We start from the raw sequence: 20000 nt of genomic DNA, 5'->3' as shown, positions 1-20000 counted from the left end.
GTATGCCAGGGCGCTATCCTGACATAAATCGATGTCCTCTGCCAGTGATCAGCGCTGGCAAAAGAGAAAGCTGAAAAAATAGTATCATTTTGATTTAAATCAGCTATGTGGTTTTATAATGCCTGAAGGAAATGAGCGCTGGTGAAATTGCCACCATAAAGCGGCTGCCGTCATCAGGCCGATAGTTCCTAAGATCAACCACGGTAACTCGGGCTGGTTGAGCGCTTTCCCCGCATCGAGGATCCAGCCACCACCGGTATAGCCAATCGCGCCACCAAAGGCCAGCCCCAGACGGCTAAATCCGATATAACTGCCACGCGCCTGTGGATCAGCCAGTGAAGCCCCCAGTGTTTCCCTCGCGGGTTCCGCGATGATCGAACCAAAATAAAAGAGACAGATGAGCGCGAATAACGGAGGTAAATGATGGGTTAACCCGATCGGAAACATGGCGGATGTCATGATTAACAGCCCGGTTATCAGGCGCGATTCGAGGCTAAAATGTCGTTCGCTCCAGAGGGCGATAGGATACAGCAGCGTGAGTGAGAGAACGGCCTCAATGGCATACATCCATTTGACTGCCGTGACCGAGCCTGCGATGTCATTGACCATAATCGGCAGCATCAGCATCACCTGAACACCCAGCATATAATAGCCGGTCAGGCTCAGTACATAGATAACAAAGCGTTTATCACGCATCACCCGTCCCAGGCCTTCACGGACAGGTGTTTTCACCGTTGACAGTTTCCACGCGGGCAGATAGCGGGCATTAAATGCCGCACAAATGAGGAACAGAACCGCACCGGCGATACAAACAAAGCGGAAGTCATATTGCAGCAGCCAGCTCCCCAGTAATGCGCCAATGACCGCGCCAGCGCTGTCCTGCATCATCAGCAGAGAAAAAAAACGGCCACGCAAATGCGGGCGCACCAGTTTGACAACCAGGGCGCCACGTGGTGGATCGAACAGCGTGCCGCCAAGCCCGGATAAAATGCAGGAGAGCCACAATATCCAGGGTTCATGGGCGACAGCCATCAACCCAAATCCGCCTGCACGCATCAGCATTCCGATGACAATCATCGGTTTAGCTCCCAGACGATCGGCGATAGCACCGCCAAAAATACCTAATCCCTGTTGCACCAGTTGACGCAAGCCGAGGGCGAGTCCCACCAGCAGAGCCGCCCAGCCCAGTTGATCGACAAAACGAATAGAAATAAGTGGAAAAACGACAAAGAAACCGAGAACAACCAGCATATTATCGACTAACAGAAAATACTTACCGAGGTTCCTTGCTTGTGCAACGTGAGACATTTCCCCTCCAGGGAAAAAAGCATGCTGGCATCGTCACTGCCAGGATTCTGGTTAAATGACGATGAATCAGCGTCTGGATAAACAGTAGCCGGGGGCCATTCTTAATACGGGTTAATCGCGGGATAACCTGCTTTAGCGCCTGGCCCATTAGGCTATTTTACTTGCCATTTTGTCCCTGGACAGTGCGCGAAATCCTCACGTACGACCTGTACGTTGCGGTTTCTCCGCGCTGTCCGTGTCCAGACTGGCTGTGTCAATAACGCCTGATGGGCCAGGCTCTTATTCATCACTTCTGTTATTGAGCATTGGGCTGGGATCTTATTGCCGCCAACTGACTGATCAGAAAGTAAAATGAACGTCGCGACACAGGATAGCAAGAAATCTGACAAGACTAAAGTCAGCAACAGTGCTTATAGACAGATGGTTATCAACGCTTGCCTGACAGTCTGCTAATTCTTTATCGATGGTGAATATTTGTTCAGAAAAAAGGCGTGTTTTCACAACATGCCATGTGGCAGATATAATACCAATACCCAGAAATCGTCTGTCCGGAGATCAGGATAAAGTGATATTTAGCTATCGTCATAACTTACCACAGGTACGACTGACAACCGATCGCTTGCTGGTGCGACTGGTCTGTGAGCGTGACGCCTGGCAACTGGCAGATTATTACACTGAAAACAGAGCGTTCTTAAAGCCCTGGGAGCCGGTGCGTGATGAAAGCCACTATGACTTCGCTGGCTGGCAGGCACGTTTATCGATGATTAGCGGATATCATCAGCAGGGTTCAGCATTTTATTTTGCTTTGTTTGATCAACAGGAACACGAGCTGCTTGGTGTGGCCAATTTTTCCAGCATCATGCGCGGGGCGTTTTACTCCTGCTACCTTGGCTATTCTCTCGCTCAGAAATGGCAGGGCCAGGGACTGATGTTTGAAGCGCTGACATCGGCGATCCGCTATATGCAACGCACACAGCATATCCATCGAATTATGGCCAATTATATGCCGCACAATCAGCGCAGTGGTGATTTACTGGCACGTCTTGGTTTTGAAAAAGAAGGGTATGCGAAAAACTATCTGATGATCGATGGGCAGTGGCGTGATCATATTCTGATGGCATTAACCACGCGCAACTGGCGTGCGGGGCGCTAAAAAGTGGGCAGATATCTCAGGAAAGAACGCATGCGGAAGTCGTAATTGATCGTAAACCTGGTAAACTATCGCCATTTTTCAGCGCCCGGATGACGGACGTTTTATTTCAGGATTGTGGATCAATGAATTTATTAAAATCGCTGGCGGCAGTCAGTTCGATGACGATGATCTCCCGGGTTTTAGGATTTGCGCGTGACGCTATCGTGGCGCGCATTTTTGGTGCTGGCATGGCAACTGACGCCTTCTTTGTGGCCTTTAAATTGCCCAATTTATTACGGCGTATTTTTGCCGAAGGGGCGTTTTCTCAGGCTTTTGTGCCGATCCTGGCGGAATACAAAAGCAAACAGGGCGAAGAAGCCACACGGGTATTTGTGGCCTATGTTGCGGGTCTGTTAACACTGGTTCTGGCGCTGGTCACCCTGGTGGGGATACTGGCCGCGCCGTGGATTATCATGGTGACCGCGCCAGGGTTTGCTGATAACGCGGATAAATTTACCCTGACCACCCAATTATTACGCATTACCTTTCCTTATATTTTGCTGATCTCACTGGCATCGCTGGCCGGGGCGATCCTCAATACCTGGAATCGTTTTTCCGTCCCCGCCTTTGTACCCACGCTACTGAATGTCAGCATGATTAGCTTCGCGCTATTCGCTGCACCCTATTTTCATCCGCCAGTGCTGGCACTGGCATGGGCGGTGGTGGCTGGGGGGGTATTGCAACTGGCTTATCAACTGCCATATCTGAAAAAAACGGGGATGCTGGTTCTGCCACGTATCAACCTGAAAGATGCGGGAGCGATACGGGTCGTCAGGCAGATGGGGCCCGCCATCCTGGGGGTCTCTGTCAGTCAGATTTCTTTGATTATCAATACCATTTTTGCCTCATTTCTGGTCTCCGGTTCCGTCTCATGGATGTATTACGCCGATCGGCTGATGGAGTTTCCGTCAGGGGTTCTTGGGGTGGCTCTGGGCACTATTTTGTTGCCATCACTGTCGAAAAGTTTCGCCAGTGGTAACCACGATCAGTACTGTCGGTTAATGGACTGGGGACTACGCCTCTGTTTTCTGCTGGCGCTACCGAGCGCGGTGGCATTGGGTATTCTGGCAAAACCGCTGATTGTGGTGTTATTTCAGTACGGTAAATTCAATGCCTTTGATGCCGCGATGACCCAACGTGCGCTGGTCGCTTACGCCATCGGCCTGATGGGGTTGATTGTGGTAAAAGTATTGGCTCCTGGTTTCTATTCACGTCAGGACATCAAAACACCGGTGAAGATTGCGATCGTCACGCTGATAATGACCCAGGTGATGAATCTTATCTTTATTGGCCCATTGAAACATGCCGGTCTGTCACTCTCTATTGGTCTGGCGGCCTGCCTGAATGCCAGCTTATTGTACTGGCAGTTACGTAAGCAGAAGATCTTCACGCCACAGCCGGGCTGGTTAGTGTTCATCCTGCGCCTGCTGATAGCTGTCGCCGTGATGTCATCGGTACTGCTGGGGATGATGTATCTCATGCCTGAATGGTCACAGGGTGCCATGCCATTACGCCTGTTGCGGTTAATGGTTGTCGTGGTGGCGGGGATCGTGGCTTATTTCGTCACGTTGCTGCTGCTGGGATTCCGGCTGAGAGAGTTCTCTCGTCGCATCGTTTAAAGAGTACGTGCTCAGATGATATTAAAAAGGGTTCATGCGGATGCATGAACCCTTTTATTATGTCTGGCTATTGACGATTGACTGACATCAACGCGCCATTTTACGACGCTTCCACTGGCTGTGGGCGAGTGGCATCGGCTGCGGCATGGTGGCTGGCGCTATGAGCACCGGCTGCCCCTTTACCGTTAAACACGAAAGGTGGACGAACCCAGTCACTCACCGGCACGACTTCAGGCAGATAGTCTGGCGCGGGGGCGCGAGTGACCGACGCGCTGACATGGCATTGCGTCGTGACAGGGGTTTCGGCAGCAGAAGGTATCGCTACCGTCACTGTTTCCTTCGCAGCGGCAGATGTTATTTCCGGTTCAGCTTGTGTGCTCAGTGATCGCGTCGCTTCGCGGACGGCTCCACTGTCGGCCACCACCGGCGCAACCGGGCTATTAGCGATCGATTCAGCCGCAGCAACGGCCGTAGTGGGCTGGTCAACTTCAGCGACCGCGACAGCTTCCTGTGACTGCACAACAGGATAATGGACCCAGACTTTACCGGATGCCATTTCCGGTGAGGCGCAAGCGACAGTCAGTGGCATCGGTGATTGTGGCAAACAGCGTTCATCACGATAACGACGACGACGCTGGCCACTCACCCGCAGATGACGCGGTGAACGGCGGGAGCGACGTGGCATGCCATTAGATTCCCGGGCATCGTTATAATTGCTATTGCGGTTATTGCCATTATCAACCGCTGGCGCTGCTTTCTCTGCCTCAATCTTAGTATGTGGATCGGCAACCACTGGCAGAGCCACCACCGCGGTCTCCTGGTGGGTTGGGAGTACGGCTTCAGTGACTACCGTGTCGGCATTGAGGCGCACTTTTTGGCTTAACTGCCGTCGCTGACGACGCGGCATCACCACCGTGCGCTCTTCCGCTAGCGTATTCAGTTCTTCGCCGGATGACGTCTGTGGCTCTTGTTGTGCCTGACGTTTATCATCATGGCGGCGACGTTGACGCTCACGACGCGCTGACTGATCCTCACGGTTTCTGTTTTTCTCTGTCTCATCAGGGGTGGCGCTACGGGAACCACGCAGTTCCGCATTTTGTGGCTGTTTTTCGCGACGGTTACGGCGATTGTCTTCGCGTGTCTCCCGATTTTCGCCACTCTCCGCACGGTTATCGCGGCGCACATTGCGTTCCCGACGATTGTTATTACGCGATTTACGCTGTTCCTGTTTCTCTTCAGCTTTTGGCGCTTCGCTCTGTCCAGCAGCCGGTTGAGCACTCGTTTCGCCAGCAGAGAAGATATTTTTCAGCGTGCCAAAGAAGCGGGTGAATAACCCTGATGATCCCGCCGGGGTATCGCTGCTTTCTGGTGCGGTTGCCACTGTCGAAAGCGCTTTCTGCTCTGTGACTGTCGGCGCGTCTGACATGGCAAAGGCAGAGAGCGCGGGTTGTTCCTGACGTTTCCGCTCTGCTGGCTCTTCATCGGCTGATAATGTCATCTCCTCATGCAGTTTCGGCAACAGATAGCTCAGGGTTGGCGTCGCTTCCCCTTTACGTACCCGCAGCACCGAGTAGTGTGGGGTTTCCATCTCATTGCTTGGCACGATGATAACCCGGACATCCCCCTGACGACTTTCAATCGCGCTGACTGCGGCACGTTTTTCGTTCAGCAGATAAGAGGCGATAGGCACAGGTACAATCGCGTGAATTTCCTGGCTGTTTTCTTTCAGCGCTTCTTCTTCGATGAGCCGCAGGATGGAGAGTGACAGGGATTCGTTATCACGCACATGACCTGTCCCGCTACAGCGTGGGCAGACGTGATGGCTCGATTCGCCCAGCGACGGACTCAGTCGCTGACGTGACATCTCCAGCAGCCCAAAACGAGAGATATGGCTAATCTGAATACGTGCCCGATCCTGACGAACCGCTTCACGCAGCTGGTTTTCAACCGCACGCTGATGACGAACCGGGGTCATATCGATAAAATCGATTACGATAAGACCGCCGAGGTCGCGCAGACGTAACTGACGGGCGATTTCATCGGCCGCTTCCAGATTGGTGTTAAGCGCGGTTTCTTCAATATCGCCACCGCGCGTAGAACGCGCCGAGTTGATATCAATCGCGGTTAATGCTTCGGTGCTGTCGATAACGATGGAGCCACCGGAAGGCAAGCGCACCTCACGCTGAAAAGCAGACTCGATTTGTGACTCGATCTGATAGTGGCTAAAGAGCGGGATCTCACCGGTATACAGCTTGATTTTACTATTAAAATCAGGTCGCCCCAGCGCTGAGATATGCTGGCGAGCCAGCTCCAGTATCCGGGGATTATCGATGAGAATTTCACCAATGTCCTGGCGCAGATAATCACGGAAAGCACGAACAATCACGTTACTTTCCTGATGGATCAGAAAAGGTGCGGGACGATTTTCGGCGGCTTTCTGTATCGCCTCCCAGTGTCTCAGGCGGAAGCTCAAATCCCACTGTAATGCCTCAGCCGATTTTCCGACCCCGGCAGTACGCACGATAAGCCCCATACCTTCCGGTAAATCCAGACTGGCTAAGGCTTTCTTCAGTTCGATACGATCATCGCCCTCGATGCGCCGGGAAATGCCCCCGGCACGCGGATTATTGGGCATCAGTACCAGATAGCTTCCCGCCAGGCTGATGAACGTGGTGAGCGCGGCCCCTTTGTTGCCACGCTCTTCTTTATCAATTTGTACAATAACTTCCTGGCCTTCACGCAGAACATCCTTGATATTTGGCCGACCGTGTCCGTGATAGCTGGTGGGAAAGTATTCGCGGGCAATTTCTTTCAGGGGGAGAAAACCATGACGTTCAGCGCCATAGTCAACAAACGCGGCTTCAAGACTGGGCTCAATGCGGGTAATTTTGCCTTTGTAGATATTCGCTTTTTTCTGTTCATGTCCTGGGCTTTCGATATCCAGGTCGTACAGCCGTTGCCCATCGACAAGAGCAACACGCAACTCCTCTTGCTGAGTTGCGTTAATTAACATTCTTTTCATTGTAATTTACTCATTATTCTTACATTGACGATGCAACTGCGGACAGAGTAATTCCTTACCGGGGAAGACCGATGGCCTCGTGTCTGTTTCACGCCGCCAACCTCGCGGTTGTCGTGCGTTTAAGAGGCGCAGTGTGTCGGTTGCCTGTCTTTCAAATGGAAACACAGCGCAGTTAGCAGGGAAATCCTTCTGGATATAACGCCAGTGCAGACTTCTTTTATCTCAATTGTCTTTCACTGAGGTATGAAATTCATCGAGACCTGTACCGATAAGGACTGCCACTTGCAGTCTGTTAATTGTCTGAAAAGTCAATACGTCTTACGCCATTGCTGCGTAGATGATTCATCAGACAAAACTGTTTAATTCGCTGCTTTCTTGCTCTGGCAAGAGTCAACGCGGAAAACGATCTATTATTCCATTGCTAACCTTGTTATAGCAAGTTGACTTTCATTTTTTATCGTCTGTGATTGTCGATAAAAAATGGCGGCTCTCAGCGCACTCAGGCTGGCGATAACGCCAGTGATAAAAAACAGTCAATGATAAGTATAAGCCGATAAAAATGAGTAGCGCTAATACGTCAGGCTAATTAGAATCGCCAGTTATGAAAACTGAGACTATAAGCGTACAAAAGGTTGTTATCACCGCCGAACAGGCGGGGCAACGTATTGATAACTTTTTACGCTCCCGACTGAAGGGAGTGCCGAAGAGCGTGATTTATCGCATTTTGCGTAAAGGTGAAGTGCGGGTAAATAAAAAGCGGATTAAACCGGAATATAAACTGATCGAGGGGGATGAAATCCGTATCCCGCCGGTACGCACGGCGGAACGTGATGCACCAGCGATCTCGGTGCATCTGCAAAAAGTGGCGGCGCTGGCAGCGGCCATTCTCTATGAAGATGATCATATCCTGGTCCTGAATAAACCCTCGGGTACTGCGGTGCATGGTGGCAGTGGTTTGAGTTTTGGCGTCATTGAAGGGCTGCGGGCCTTGCGCCCCGAAGCGCGCTTTCTTGAGCTGGTACATCGTTTAGATCGCGATACATCCGGCGTGCTGCTGGTGGCGAAAAAGCGTTCTGCCTTGCGCGCACTGCATGAGCAACTGCGCGACAAAGGCATGCAAAAAGATTATCTGGCACTGGTGCGTGGTGAATGGCCTTCACATATCAAAGTGGTCAGCGCTCCGTTACTGAAGAATATTCTGCAAAGCGGAGAGCGTATCGTTTGTGTCAGTCAGCAAGGAAAGGCTGCAGAGACGCGCTTTAAAGTCGAGGTGCGTTATCCCCAGGCGACGCTGGTGCGCTGTAGTCCGGTCACCGGACGCACGCATCAGATTCGGGTGCATACACAATACGTGGGGCACCCGATTGCATTTGATGATCGCTATGGGGATCGTGACTTTGATAAGCAGCTTGCAGGCACGAGCCTGAACCGTCTGTTCCTGCATGCGTTAGCGTTGCAGTTTACGCATCCCGCTTCCGGTGAGGTGATGCGTATCGAAGCGCCACTGGATGATGTGATGAAATCCTGCCTGCAATTATTACGTCATCAATCATAAAATAAACGGGTGATGTCATGAATCACCCGTTTACCTTAGCAACGGGTCACAATTTTCACGGCGCAGCATCTGACACAACGCGATCAATGGCAAACCGACCAGCGTGTTGGGATCGCGCCCCTCCAGCTGATCGAATAAGCTAATCCCCAACCCCTCACTTTTAAAGCTACCTGCACAATTCAGCGGTTGTTCTTTATCAATGTAGTTGTCTATTTGTTGTGAACTGAGCCTCAGGAAATGGACATGAAACAGTTCACAGTGGGTCTGTAATCGGCCACTGGCGGAATGATACAGTGCCAGACCGGTGTAGAACGTGACCACCTGTCCACTGGCCTGCGCCAGCTGTTGTCGCGCATTCGCTGCATTATGTGGTTTTCCGGTTATTTTTCCGTCCAGCATGCAGACCTGATCACTGCCAATAATCAAATGCTGTGGGTAATAGGGTGCGAGAGATTGCGCTTTCATCTGTGCCAGACGCAGCACCAGATCAGTGGCCGATTCACCGGTCAGGGGTGTTTCATCAATTTCAGGTGCGGCACAGGTAAAGGGGAGCGCCAGTTTTTGCAAAAGCATTCGCCGCGCCGGTGACGTGGAGGCCAGAATAAGTTCAGACATATTTTTTTATCTTACATATAGCACTTCGTAGCGCATCATTTTAAACTATGCGCCGCAATGTGTGCGAATATAATGGTGAAAGGTCAGCTGAGGCTGCCTTTTTCTTTGACTCAATGAGATTACACAGTTAATATGCGCGCCCTATGCAAAAAGTAAAATTACCCCTGACTCTTGATCCGGTGCATGCGGCTCAAAAGCGTCTTGATTACGCAGGTATTTATTCTCGTAATCAAGTTGAGCGTATCGCCAGTTCTGTAGTCAGTGTGGACAGCGATGTGGAATGCAGTCTGTCATTCACTATTGATAACCAGCGTCTTGTCGTTATTTATGGCGATGCGCAAGTATCAGTAACTCTGGAGTGTCAGCGCTGCGGGAAACCGTTTTCTCATCGTGTGCACACAAAATATTGTTTTAGTCCCGTCACCCGTGGTGAACAGACTGAAGCGTTACCGGAAAGTTATGAGCCGATTGAAGTGAATGAATTCGGTGAAATCGACTTACTGGCGATGATCGAGGATGAAATTATCCTCTCTTTGCCGATTGTTCCGGTGCATGATTCTGAACACTGTGAAGTGTCCGACGCGGAGAGAGTTTTTGGTGAATTGCCTGAAGAGGCGCAAAAACCGAATCCCTTTGCCGTATTAGCTAGCTTAAAGCATAAGTAATTGAGGAGTAAGATCCATGGCCGTACAACAGAATAAACCCACTCGTTCTAAACGTGGTATGCGTCGTTCTCATGATGCGCTGACCGCAATCACTGGCTTATCGGTAGATAAAACATCAGGTGAAAAACATCTGCGCCATCACATTACTGCTGATGGTTACTACCGTGGTCGTAAAGTTATTGCGAAATAATCACGCATTAGCGTGATGGCGCTTAGTGAGCATTTTCCCGACTTAGCGGGAGAAGTCATCGAAGCGGCCAGTGATGATACTGTAACAGGTCTGACGCTGGCGTTAGATGTCATGGGGGGAGATTTTGGCCCATCTGTGATAGTGCCTGCAGCATTGCAGGCACTGAACGCAAGCTCGCAACTCACACTTCTTTTGGTCGGTTGTCCCGACGTGATTATGCCGTTACTTGTCAGAGCGGATCGGCAGCAGCGTGCGCGTTTACAGGTTATTCCGGCACAGTCGGTGATCACCAGTGATATGCCACCTGCAAAAGCTATCCGTTGCAGTCGTGGCAGTTCGATGCGTGTGGCGCTGGAGTTGGTCAAAGAAGGGCGAGCGCAGGCCTGTGTCAGTGCCGGTAATACTGGCGCGCTGATGGGACTGGCAAAGTTATTACTCAAGCCGATTGCAGGAATAGAACGTCCGGCGCTGGTGACGCTACTACCACATCAGCGACAGGGAAAGACGGTGGTGCTTGATTTAGGGGCTAACGTAGATTGCGATAGCACCATGCTGGTGCAGTTTGCGATTATGGGATCGGTACTGGCAGAAGAAATTGTCGGCATTAAGGATCCTCGCGTTGCCCTGTTAAATATTGGCAAAGAAGAAATAAAAGGGCCGGGATGTATCCGCGATGCTGCAGCGGTTTTAGAAGCGTTACCTTCCTTTAACTATATCGGTTATCTGGAAGCCGATGAGTTACTGACCGGTAAAGCGGATGTACTGGTTTGTGATGGTTTTACAGGCAATGTCACATTAAAAACGATGGAAGGCGTTGTCAAAATGTTCCTTTCGCAACTGAAATTGAAGCGCGAAGGTAAAAAATGGTCGCGGTGGTTATTGTTATTGCAGCATGGACTGCAAAAAGGTCTGATGCGTCGATTCAGTCACCTCAACCCCGACCAGTATAATGGCGCTTGTCTGTTAGGATTGCGTGGTTCTGTGATTAAAAGTCACGGTGCGGCGAATCAGCGAGCCTTTAGTGTGGCGATAGAACAGGCAGTGCAGGCTGCGCAGCGTCAGATCCCTCAGCGGATCGCTGCTCGTTTGGAATCTTTATATCCGGCGGGTTTCCCGTTGCCTGACGATAATCATCGCAAAAAATTCCGCTAAACAACCGGGATGAATAAAACAGATGATTGCCCAGGTAGTATGAATGAAAGCCGGGTATATTACCCAAGAGTGACTGAGCGTACATGTATACGAAGATTATTGGCACAGGCAGTTATCTGCCCGAAGAAGTACGTACTAACGCCGATCTGGAAAAAATGATAGATACCTCTGACGAGTGGATTGTCACTCGTACAGGGATCCGTGAACGCCGTATCGCTGCAGTCGATGAAACCGTTGCGACGCTAGGGTTTGAAGCTGCCAGAAATGCGCTGGATATGGCAGGTATTAAGCCAGAACAGATTGGCCTGGTGATTGTGGCGACCACCTCGGGCACCCATGCGTTTCCTGGCTCAGCCTGTCAGATTCAGGCTATGCTCGGTATCCATAATGGTTGTCCGGCGTTTGATGTGGCAGCAGCATGTGCCGGATTCACCTATGCGCTGAGTATCGCCGATCAATATGTAAAAAATGGCATCGTGGAAAATGCGCTGGTGATTGGCTCGGATGTGCTGGCTCGTACCTGCGATCCCACTGATCGTGGCACGATCATTCTCTTTGGTGATGGTGCCGGTGCCGTGGTATTAAGCGCATCTGAGACACCGGGCATTATTTCCACTCATCTGCATGCCGATGGCCGTTATGGTGATCTGTTAACCCTGCCTCATGTCGATCGGCTGAACCCCGAAAATCCCATCTACTTAACCATGTCGGGCAATGAAGTCTTTAAAGTTGCCGTGACGGAACTGGCGCACATTGTTGATGAGACGCTGGCCGCTAATCATCTGGAACGCTCTGCCATTGACTGGCTGGTACCACACCAGGCCAATCTGCGGATCATCAATGCGACTGCGAAAAAGCTGGGGATGTCGATGGACAGTGTCGTGGTGACCCTTGACCGCCACGGAAATACCTCGGCCGCCTCCGTTCCTTGTGCGCTGGATGAAGCGGTACGCGATGGTCGCATTCAGCGTGGTCAACTTATCTTGCTGGAAGCTTTTGGTGGCGGTTTTACCTGGGGCTCCGCACTAATTCGTTTTTAGTATAAGGATTTAAGCATGACGCAATTTGCTTTTGTGTTTCCGGGGCAGGGTTCTCAGACGGTAGGTATGCTGGCTGATATGGCGGCGACCTGGCCTGTGATTGAAGAAACTTTCCGTGAAGCCTCTGCAGCGTTGAGTTATGATCTGTGGGCGCTTGTCCAGCAAGGGCCAGCGGAGGAGCTGAATAAAACCTGGCAGACACAGCCCGCATTGCTGACCGCGTCTGTGGCGTTATACCGTGTCTGGCAGCAACAGCAGGGCAGAACACCACAATTACTGGCCGGTCACAGCCTGGGGGAATATTCTGCGCTGGCCTGTGCGGGAGTGCTTGATTTTACTGATGCCGTGCGACTGGTCGAAATGCGTGGTCAGTTTATGCAGCAAGCGGTGCCGGAAGGAACTGGGGCAATGTCAGCGATTATCGGTCTTGATGATGCATCGATTGTACAGGTTTGTCACCAGGTTGCCGAAGGTCAGGTGGTTTCTCCGGTGAATTTTAACTCACCCGGTCAGGTGGTTATTGCCGGTCATAAAGAAGCGGTTGAGCGCGCTGGCGTGGCCTGTAAGGCTGCGGGGGCGAAACGTGTCATGCCGCTGCCAGTGAGTGTGCCATCTCACTGTGACCTGATGAAGCCTGCGGCGGAAAGACTGGCGATTGAACTACAAAAAATCACTTTCAGTGCGCCGCTTATTCCGGTGGTCAATAATGTTGATGTGCGGTGCGAAAGCACACCAGAGGCGATACGTGATGCCTTAATCCGGCAGCTGTATAGCCCGGTGCAATGGACGAAAACGGTTGAGTTTATGGCTTCACAGGGAATAACATCGCTGTATGAAATCGGGCCAGGTAAAGTGCTTACTGGATTGACAAAACGGATTGCCAATACTCTGACCGCCTCTGCGCTTAATGAACCTGCGACGATGTCAGCGGCGCTGGCACAATAATAATTAGCGAGGAACATCATGAATTTTGAAGGGAAAATTGCGCTGGTTACCGGTGCAAGTCGTGGTATTGGTCGGGCGATTGCTGAAACACTGCTGGCTCGTGGTGCGACAGTTATCGGTACGGCAACCAGTGAAAAAGGTGCGCAAGCGATCAGTGATTATCTCGCTGCCCGGGGAAAGGGCATGGTATTGAATGTGACCGATCCGGCATCCATTGAGTCGGTACTGGAAAATATTCGAACAGAATTTGGCGAAGTGGATATTCTGGTTAATAATGCCGGTATTACGCGCGATAATTTATTAATGCGCATGAAAGATGATGAGTGGAACGATATTATTGAAACCAACTTGTCATCTGTTTTCCGTTTGTCAAAAGCCGTCATGCGTTCGATGATGAAAAAACGTTATGGTCGCATTATTACTATCGGCTCTGTGGTGGGCGTTATGGGCAATGCCGGTCAGACTAATTACGCTGCGGCGAAAGCAGGGCTGATCGGTTTTAGTAAGTCGCTGGCACGCGAAGTCGCCTCCCGTGGCGTGACGGTCAACGTTGTGGCTCCGGGTTTTATTGCCACCGACATGACCCATGCGCTGTCGGATGAGCAGCGTGCCGCTATTCTGACACAAGTTCCGGCAGGTCGCCTCGGTGAGGCTAATGAAATCGCCAGTGCCGTAGCGTTCCTGGCTTCTGACGAAGCGGGTTACATTTCTGGTGAAACCCTGCATGTCAACGGCGGGATGTATATGGCCTGAGCGGAATTTGCGTAAAATATTCCTGTATTGTGTGAGCTATGCGCTATTATGGGTATTTTATGCAAAAAGATTTGCATTTTATGGATAATTAGCCGCAAAATAGCATAAAATCATGGCAAAATCTGCCGGGATTTAGTTGCAAATTTTTCAACATTTTATACACTACGAAAACCATCGCGAAAGCGAGTTTTGATAGGAAATTTAATAGTATGAGCACTATCGAAGAACGCGTTAAGAAAATTATCGGTGAACAGCTAGGCGTTAAACAGGAAGAGGTGACTAACAACGCTTCTTTCGTTGAAGATCTGGGTGCTGATTCTCTTGACACCGTTGAGCTGGTAATGGCTCTGGAAGAAGAGTTTGATACTGAGATTCCGGACGAAGAAGCTGAGAAAATCACCACCGTACAGGCTGCCATTGATTACATCAACGGCCACCAGGCGTAAGTGAGCATCTCCAGGCGGTCACTCGACCGCCTGAGTTTTATCTTTTTCCTACAAGAATTTATATCCCTCCCTGGAGGACAACCGTGTCTAAACGTCGTGTAGTTGTGACCGGACTGGGCATGTTGTCTCCTGTCGGCAATACCGTAGAGTCTACCTGGAAAGCTCTCCTTGCCGGTCAGAGTGGCATCAGCCTGATCGACCATTTTGATACCAGTGCTTACGCAACCCGTTTTGCAGGCATGGTAAAAGACTTTAATTGTGATGACATTATTGCGCGTAAAGAGCAGCGCAAGATGGATGCTTTTATTCAATATGGAATTGCTGCTGGTGTTCAGGCGATGCAGGATTCCGGGCTGGAAATTAACGAAGAAAACGCTCCCCGTATTGGTGCAGCGATTGGTTCGGGGATCGGCGGACTTGGCCTGATCGAAGAGAACCATGGCGCGCTGGTGAAAGGGGGGCCACGGAAAATCAGTCCGTTCTTCGTGCCATCAACGATTGTCAATATGGTAGCAGGTCATCTGTCTATTATGTACGGTTTGCGTGGGCCGAGTATCTCCATCGCCACCGCCTGTACATCAGGTGTACATAATATCGGTCATGCAGCACGGATCATCGCTTATGGTGATGCCGATGCCATGCTCGCAGGTGGGGCTGAAAAAGCCAGTACCCCATTAGGTGTCGGTGGCTTCGGCGCAGCGCGAGCATTATCTACCCGTAACGATAATCCCCAGGCGGCCAGTCGTCCGTGGGATAAAGATCGTGACGGCTTTGTGTTAGGTGATGGCGCGGGGATCCTGGTACTGGAAGAGTATGAACATGCCAGAGCGCGCGGTGCGAAGATCTATGCTGAAGTGGTTGGTTTTGGCATGAGCAGCGATGCTTATCATATGACCTCGCCCCCTGAAGATGGTGCCGGTGCTGCGCTGGCAATGGTTAACGCCCTGCGTGATGCGGCTATTAAGCCGGAGCAGATTAGCTATATTAATGCCCACGGCACCTCGACTCCGGCGGGAGATAAAGCAGAAGCGCAAGCGGTTAAGTCGGTCTTTACCGATGCGGCCAGTCGAGTGCTGGTCAGCTCCACCAAATCGATGACCGGTCACTTATTAGGTGCAGCAGGCGCAGTAGAGTCTATCTTCTCAATTCTGGCATTACGTGATCAGGCGGTTCCACCGACGATCAATCTTGATAATCCGGATATCGGCTGTGATCTGGACTTTGTGCCACGAGAAGCGCGTCAGGTCAGCGGAATGACATACACCCTGTGTAACTCCTTTGGTTTTGGTGGAACCAATGGCTCGCTGATCTTTAAGAAAATTTAAGCCGGGCGCTATTCAGCACCTCACCCGGACTCAGGTCTGCATTGATGGAATGCAGACCTTTTTTCATTCCGTTTTTCTGCTTGCCCTGTGTCACTTACACTGAGACACTGGTGAGCTCTGGATCGGACGCTGTTTCGAGAATAACGGGTTACGGTGCGCGGCGGTGGCTGGCACATGACCGTTTCTGTACGCTTATCATTTGCTAACACCACTGCGTAAGCTGTTGACTGAGTTTATGAAAAAAAAATTACGTTTCATCCTGCCACTCTTGCTCCTGTTATGTGTCGGCATGAGTGCAGTCATATGGAAAATTCGTCAGTTTGCAGATAGTCACCTTTTGCTGAAACAAGAGATGATTTTCATCCTTGCATCAGGCACCAGCCGTCAGGCGTTAAGTACGCAACTTTATGCGGATAAGGTGATTGACCAGCCGCGTGTTTTTCAATGGCTGCTATATCTGGAGCCTGAATTATCCCATTTTAAAGCCGGAACCTATCGCCTGACACCGCAAATGACGGTGCGCGACCTGCTGCAACTCTTTGTCAGTGGCAAGGAAGCGCAATTTTCACTGCGTTTCATTGAAGGGATGAGGGTCAGTGATTATTTGCGTCAGCTGCGAACCGCACCCTATGTCAAACATACACTGACTGACGATGATTATGAAACGCTGGCTAACGCCCTCCATCTTGAGCATAAAGATTGGGTGGAAGGCTGGTTCTGGCCGGATACCTGGATGTACACCGCGAATGCCAGTGATGTCATGATCCTCAAACGCGCCCATCAAAAGATGGTCGATCAGGTGGATAAAATATGGCAGGAACGCATGGATAATTTGCCTTATCAGAATCAAAATGAGCTTCTGACGATGGCGTCAATTATTGAAAAAGAGACCGCAGTTGCCGAAGAACGCAGCCGCATCGCGTCGGTATTTATTAATCGCTTGCGAACCGGCATGCGTTTACAAACCGACCCGACCGTGATTTACGGTATGGGAGAGCGCTATAATGGAAAGCTGACACGACAGGATCTTACGACGCCCACCCGCTACAATACCTATCTGTTTAGTGGGTTGCCTCCGGGGCCTATCGCTGTGCCGGGGAAGGCATCATTGCAGGCGGCAGCGCATCCGGAACAGTCATCCTATCTCTACTTCGTCGCGAATGGTAAAGGTGGCCATACTTTTAATACCAATCTGACCAGCCATAATCGTTCTGTTCAGGTTTACCTGAAAGGGCTTAAGGAAAAAAATGCGCAGTAATTATATCGTCATCGAAGGTCTGGAAGGAGCCGGAAAAACCACCGCACGTAACACGGTAGTCGATGCCCTGGCACAGCATGGTATTCGCGATCCCCTGTTCACGCGCGAGCCAGGAGGAACTGTTCTGGCGGAGAAACTGCGTAATCTGATCCTCGATCTGCAGTCGACAGAGGATGAGCTGATTGACAGCCAGGCAGAAGTGCTGATGTTTTACGCTGCCCGGGTTCAGCTGGTGGAGAAAGTGATCAAACCCGCACTGGCGCGCGGACAATGGGTGATTGGTGATCGGCATGATTTATCCACCCAGGCTTATCAGGGTGGAGGACGTGGTATTGACCAGACCATGCTGACGACCGTGCGTGATGCTGTGCTGGGTGATTTTCGCCCGAATCTGACCTTATATCTGGATGTTGAACCTGAAGTCGGCTTAAAGCGGGCACGGGCGCGTGGAGAACTTGATCGTATTGAGCAGGAGTCGCTGGCTTTTTTCGAGCGCACCCGTGCGCGCTATCTTCAGCTGGCAGCCCAGGACCCGACGATTTATACCATTAATGCAACCCAACCTCTGGCAGCCGTCACCCGCGACATACACAGCTCTATCACCCGCTGGCTCAGGGAACAGCAGCCATGAAGTGGTATCCATGGCTGCGCCCCGCTTTTGAGCAATGGATCGACAGCTATCAGGCGGGTCACCGTCATCCGGCGTTGCTGCTTCAGGCGTTACCCGGAATGGGGGGCGAAGCACTGATCTACGCCTTGTGCCGCTATCTGTTATGTCAGCATCCACAGCAATATAAAAGTTGTGGTCATTGTCACAGTTGTCAGTTAATGCAGGCTGGAACTCACCCCGATTATTACACGCTGATAGCGGAAAAAAACAAAACGGCTCTGGGCATTGATGCGGTGCGCGATGTGAATGAGAAACTGTATGAGCATTCGCATCTGGGCGGCGCAAAAGTGGTGGCGGTGAGTGATGCGCAATTACTCACCGATGCGGCAGCCAACGCATTATTGAAAATTGTCGAAGAGCCACCCGAAAATAGCTGGTTTTTCTTTATCTGCCAGCAGCCAGCGCATTTACTGGCGACATTGCGCAGCCGTTGTCGGCACTATCATCTTGTTCCACCGTCAGAGTCCTGGGCGCTGGCATGGCTGGCACGTGATCTCCCCCTGTCGCAGGATGTGCTGCTGACCGCGTTGCGCCTGAGTGCTGGCGCCCCCGCCGCGGCTCAGATGTTACTTGAGGAAACCCATTGGGCGCCCCGGCAACAATTAATTCAGACCCTGGAAAGCGTTCTCTTTGACGGTGACTGGCTGGCATTATTGCCGATCCTGAATCATGAGCAGGTCGCTTATCGCCTCTACTGGCTGGCATCACTGTTTTTCGATGCACAAAAGCGGCAACAGCGGGTCACTCGCCTGACCAACCCTGATGCCAGCATGCTGATCGATAAGCTGGCGCAAACGCTGTCGATCGCCTGTTTACAGGCCATCAGCAGTGATATCTTTCGTTGCCGTCATCAACTGCTAACGATTGCCGGTATCAATCGGGAATTGTTGTTAACCGAGCGTCTTTTGCGCTGGGAACATTATCTACAACCGGGGGTGGTACTGCCCGCCCCCCATCTCTGAGCGAAATATTATGTTTTTGGTTGATTCTCATTGCCATCTGGATAGTCTCGATTATCAAACGCTGCATAAAGATGTCGATGATGTGCTGGCGAAAGCGGCAGCACGTGATGTCAGGTTTTTGCTTGCGGTGGCTACCACATTGCCGGGATACCGGCAGATGCGTCAGCTGATTGGTCAGCGTGACAATGTCGTCTTCTCCTGTGGCGCTCACCCGCTTAATCTTGATGAAGAGTACGATCCCGCCAGATTGCATACCCTGGCGGCAGAAGAGGGCGTCGTGGCATTGGGTGAAACCGGACTGGATTACCATTACATGCCAGAAACCCGGCAACGTCAGCAGGATGTTTTTCGTGATCATATCCGCGTTGGTCGCGCATTAAACAAGCCGGCGATTGTCCATACCCGTGATGCCTGTGCCGATACGCTGGCTATCCTGGAGGAAGAAAAGGTCATGGATTGCGGCGGGGTGCTTCACTGTTTTACTGAAGATAAACAGGCGGCCGGAAAATTGCTGGATATGGGATTCTATATTTCATTTTCCGGAATTGTGACCTTCCGTAATGCAGAGCAATTACGTGATGCCGCACGTTATGTTCCTCTTGATCGCCTGTTAATCGAAACCGATTCACCCTATCTGGCGCCTGTCCCGCACCGGGGAAAAGAGAATCAGCCCGCCATGGTACGCGATGTTGCCGAGTATATGGCGGTACTGAAAGGGGTATCAACAGAACAACTGGCACAACAGACTACCGCTAATTTTGCCCGTTTATTTCATATTGAGACACTGATCCAGGATCGAACATAACGCGGTATTGAGCTTGAAAGAGATAGCGTCACTCGCTCATACTGTTACAGGAAATGAATATACTTGCCCTGATTGTGACAGGGTCACCAGGACACAGCATAAAATAAATAAGGAGTCACTGATGGCAGAAGAGACCATTTTCAGCAAAATTATTCGTCGCGAGATCCCGTCTGAGATTGTTTATCAGGATCAGCAGGTGACCGCTTTTCGTGATATCGCTCCCCAGGCACCGACTCATATTCTGATTGTGCCGAATACCCTGATCCCGACGATCAATGATGTCACTGTCGAAGATGAACAGGTACTGGGACGGATGATCACCGTGGCGGCAAAAATTGCCCGTGATGAAGGCATTGCGGATGATGGTTATCGCCTGATTATCAACTGTAATCGTCATGGCGGTCAGGAGGTCTATCATATTCATATGCATCTGTTAGGGGGATGCGTGTTAGGGCCGATGCTGGCGACTCAGCGTTAA

At 51.1% G+C, this 20000-nt stretch carries 19 protein-coding genes; 16 read left to right on the top strand and 3 right to left on the bottom strand.

Going from position 1 to position 20000, the window contains the following annotated elements; genetic code table 11:
- Window positions 1–99: 99 nt before the first annotated feature.
- Window positions 100–1308: a multidrug efflux MFS transporter MdtH gene (gene mdtH / locus PT300_11175; GenBank protein ID MDF7681114.1), complete on the bottom strand. Its 1209-nt coding sequence runs from the start codon at window positions 1306–1308 to the stop codon at window positions 100–102.
- 568 nt (window positions 1309–1876) lie between these two features.
- Here mdtH and rimJ point away from each other — a divergent pair.
- The gene (rimJ, locus tag PT300_11170) at window positions 1877–2461 is read left to right on the top strand and encodes a ribosomal protein S5-alanine N-acetyltransferase (GenBank protein ID MDF7681113.1); all 585 of its coding nucleotides are present in this window, start codon (window positions 1877–1879) and stop codon (window positions 2459–2461) included.
- 122 nt (window positions 2462–2583) lie between these two features.
- Window positions 2584–4119 carry a murein biosynthesis integral membrane protein MurJ gene (murJ, locus tag PT300_11165; GenBank protein MDF7681112.1) on the top strand — a complete coding sequence of 512 codons (1536 nt, stop codon included), beginning with the start codon at window positions 2584–2586 and terminating at the stop codon, window positions 4117–4119.
- A 100-nt stretch (window positions 4120–4219) separates the two neighbouring features.
- Here murJ and rne read toward each other — a convergent pair whose 3' ends face one another.
- The gene (rne, locus tag PT300_11160; protein MDF7681111.1) at window positions 4220–7141 is read right to left on the bottom strand and encodes a ribonuclease E; all 2922 of its coding nucleotides are present in this window, start codon (window positions 7139–7141) and stop codon (window positions 4220–4222) included.
- 601 nt (window positions 7142–7742) lie between these two features.
- On the opposite strand from rne, the gene rluC reads away from it, so the two are divergent.
- Entirely contained in the window at window positions 7743–8696 is a 954-nt protein-coding gene (rluC, locus tag PT300_11155) for a 23S rRNA pseudouridine(955/2504/2580) synthase RluC (protein MDF7681110.1), read from the top strand.
- Window positions 8697–8726: 30 nt separating this feature from the next.
- Here rluC and PT300_11150 read toward each other — a convergent pair whose 3' ends face one another.
- Complete coding sequence (locus PT300_11150) at window positions 8727–9311, bottom strand: Maf family protein (GenBank protein MDF7681109.1); 585 nt, start codon at window positions 9309–9311, stop codon at window positions 8727–8729.
- Window positions 9312–9454: 143 nt separating this feature from the next.
- On the opposite strand from PT300_11150, the gene yceD reads away from it, so the two are divergent.
- The 13 genes from yceD (at window position 9455) to hinT (ending at window position 20000) form a co-directional block, all read left to right on the top strand.
- Entirely contained in the window at window positions 9455–9976 is a 522-nt protein-coding gene (yceD, locus tag PT300_11145; GenBank protein ID MDF7681108.1) for a 23S rRNA accumulation protein YceD, read from the top strand.
- A 16-nt stretch (window positions 9977–9992) separates the two neighbouring features.
- Entirely contained in the window at window positions 9993–10166 is a 174-nt protein-coding gene (gene rpmF, locus PT300_11140; GenBank protein MDF7681107.1) for a 50S ribosomal protein L32, read from the top strand.
- A gap of 12 nt (window positions 10167–10178) precedes the next feature.
- Window positions 10179–11318: a phosphate acyltransferase PlsX gene (gene plsX, locus PT300_11135; protein MDF7681106.1), complete on the top strand. Its 1140-nt coding sequence runs from the start codon at window positions 10179–10181 to the stop codon at window positions 11316–11318.
- 83 nt (window positions 11319–11401) lie between these two features.
- Window positions 11402–12358, top strand: a complete 957-nt coding sequence (locus PT300_11130; protein ID MDF7681105.1) for a ketoacyl-ACP synthase III — start codon at window positions 11402–11404, stop codon at window positions 12356–12358.
- A 15-nt stretch (window positions 12359–12373) separates the two neighbouring features.
- Entirely contained in the window at window positions 12374–13303 is a 930-nt protein-coding gene (gene fabD, locus PT300_11125; protein ID MDF7681104.1) for an ACP S-malonyltransferase, read from the top strand.
- An 18-nt stretch (window positions 13304–13321) separates the two neighbouring features.
- The gene (fabG, locus tag PT300_11120) at window positions 13322–14056 is read left to right on the top strand and encodes a 3-oxoacyl-ACP reductase FabG (GenBank protein ID MDF7681103.1); all 735 of its coding nucleotides are present in this window, start codon (window positions 13322–13324) and stop codon (window positions 14054–14056) included.
- A 209-nt stretch (window positions 14057–14265) separates the two neighbouring features.
- On the top strand, window positions 14266–14502 hold the full coding sequence (gene acpP / locus PT300_11115) for an acyl carrier protein (protein MDF7681102.1): 237 nt from the start codon (window positions 14266–14268) through the stop codon (window positions 14500–14502).
- An 83-nt stretch (window positions 14503–14585) separates the two neighbouring features.
- Window positions 14586–15827, top strand: a complete 1242-nt coding sequence (gene fabF, locus PT300_11110; protein MDF7681101.1) for a beta-ketoacyl-ACP synthase II — start codon at window positions 14586–14588, stop codon at window positions 15825–15827.
- A 235-nt stretch (window positions 15828–16062) separates the two neighbouring features.
- The gene (gene yceG / locus PT300_11105; protein ID MDF7681100.1) at window positions 16063–17085 is read left to right on the top strand and encodes a cell division protein YceG; all 1023 of its coding nucleotides are present in this window, start codon (window positions 16063–16065) and stop codon (window positions 17083–17085) included.
- Window positions 17075–17716: a dTMP kinase gene (gene tmk, locus PT300_11100; protein MDF7681099.1), complete on the top strand. Its 642-nt coding sequence runs from the start codon at window positions 17075–17077 to the stop codon at window positions 17714–17716. Before yceG ends, tmk begins: the two co-directional genes overlap by 11 nt.
- Window positions 17713–18717, top strand: coding sequence for a DNA polymerase III subunit delta' (gene holB, locus PT300_11095; GenBank protein MDF7681098.1), 1005 nt, complete (start codon window positions 17713–17715; stop codon window positions 18715–18717). Before tmk ends, holB begins: the two co-directional genes overlap by 4 nt.
- Window positions 18718–18727: 10 nt before the next feature.
- Window positions 18728–19522 (top strand): metal-dependent hydrolase, encoded by a 795-nt coding sequence (locus PT300_11090; GenBank protein ID MDF7681097.1) that lies wholly within the window; start codon window positions 18728–18730, stop codon window positions 19520–19522.
- Window positions 19523–19643: 121 nt separating this feature from the next.
- Window positions 19644–20000 (top strand): purine nucleoside phosphoramidase, encoded by a 357-nt coding sequence (hinT, locus tag PT300_11085; GenBank protein ID MDF7681096.1) that lies wholly within the window; start codon window positions 19644–19646, stop codon window positions 19998–20000.

The organism is Enterobacteriaceae bacterium ESL0689 (assembly GCA_029433525.1).
Taxonomy (GTDB): Bacteria; Pseudomonadota; Gammaproteobacteria; order Enterobacterales; family Enterobacteriaceae; genus JAQTIF01.
The sequence above is the reverse complement of the archived record's forward strand: the minus strand, read 5'-3'. Positions and strand labels throughout refer to the sequence as shown.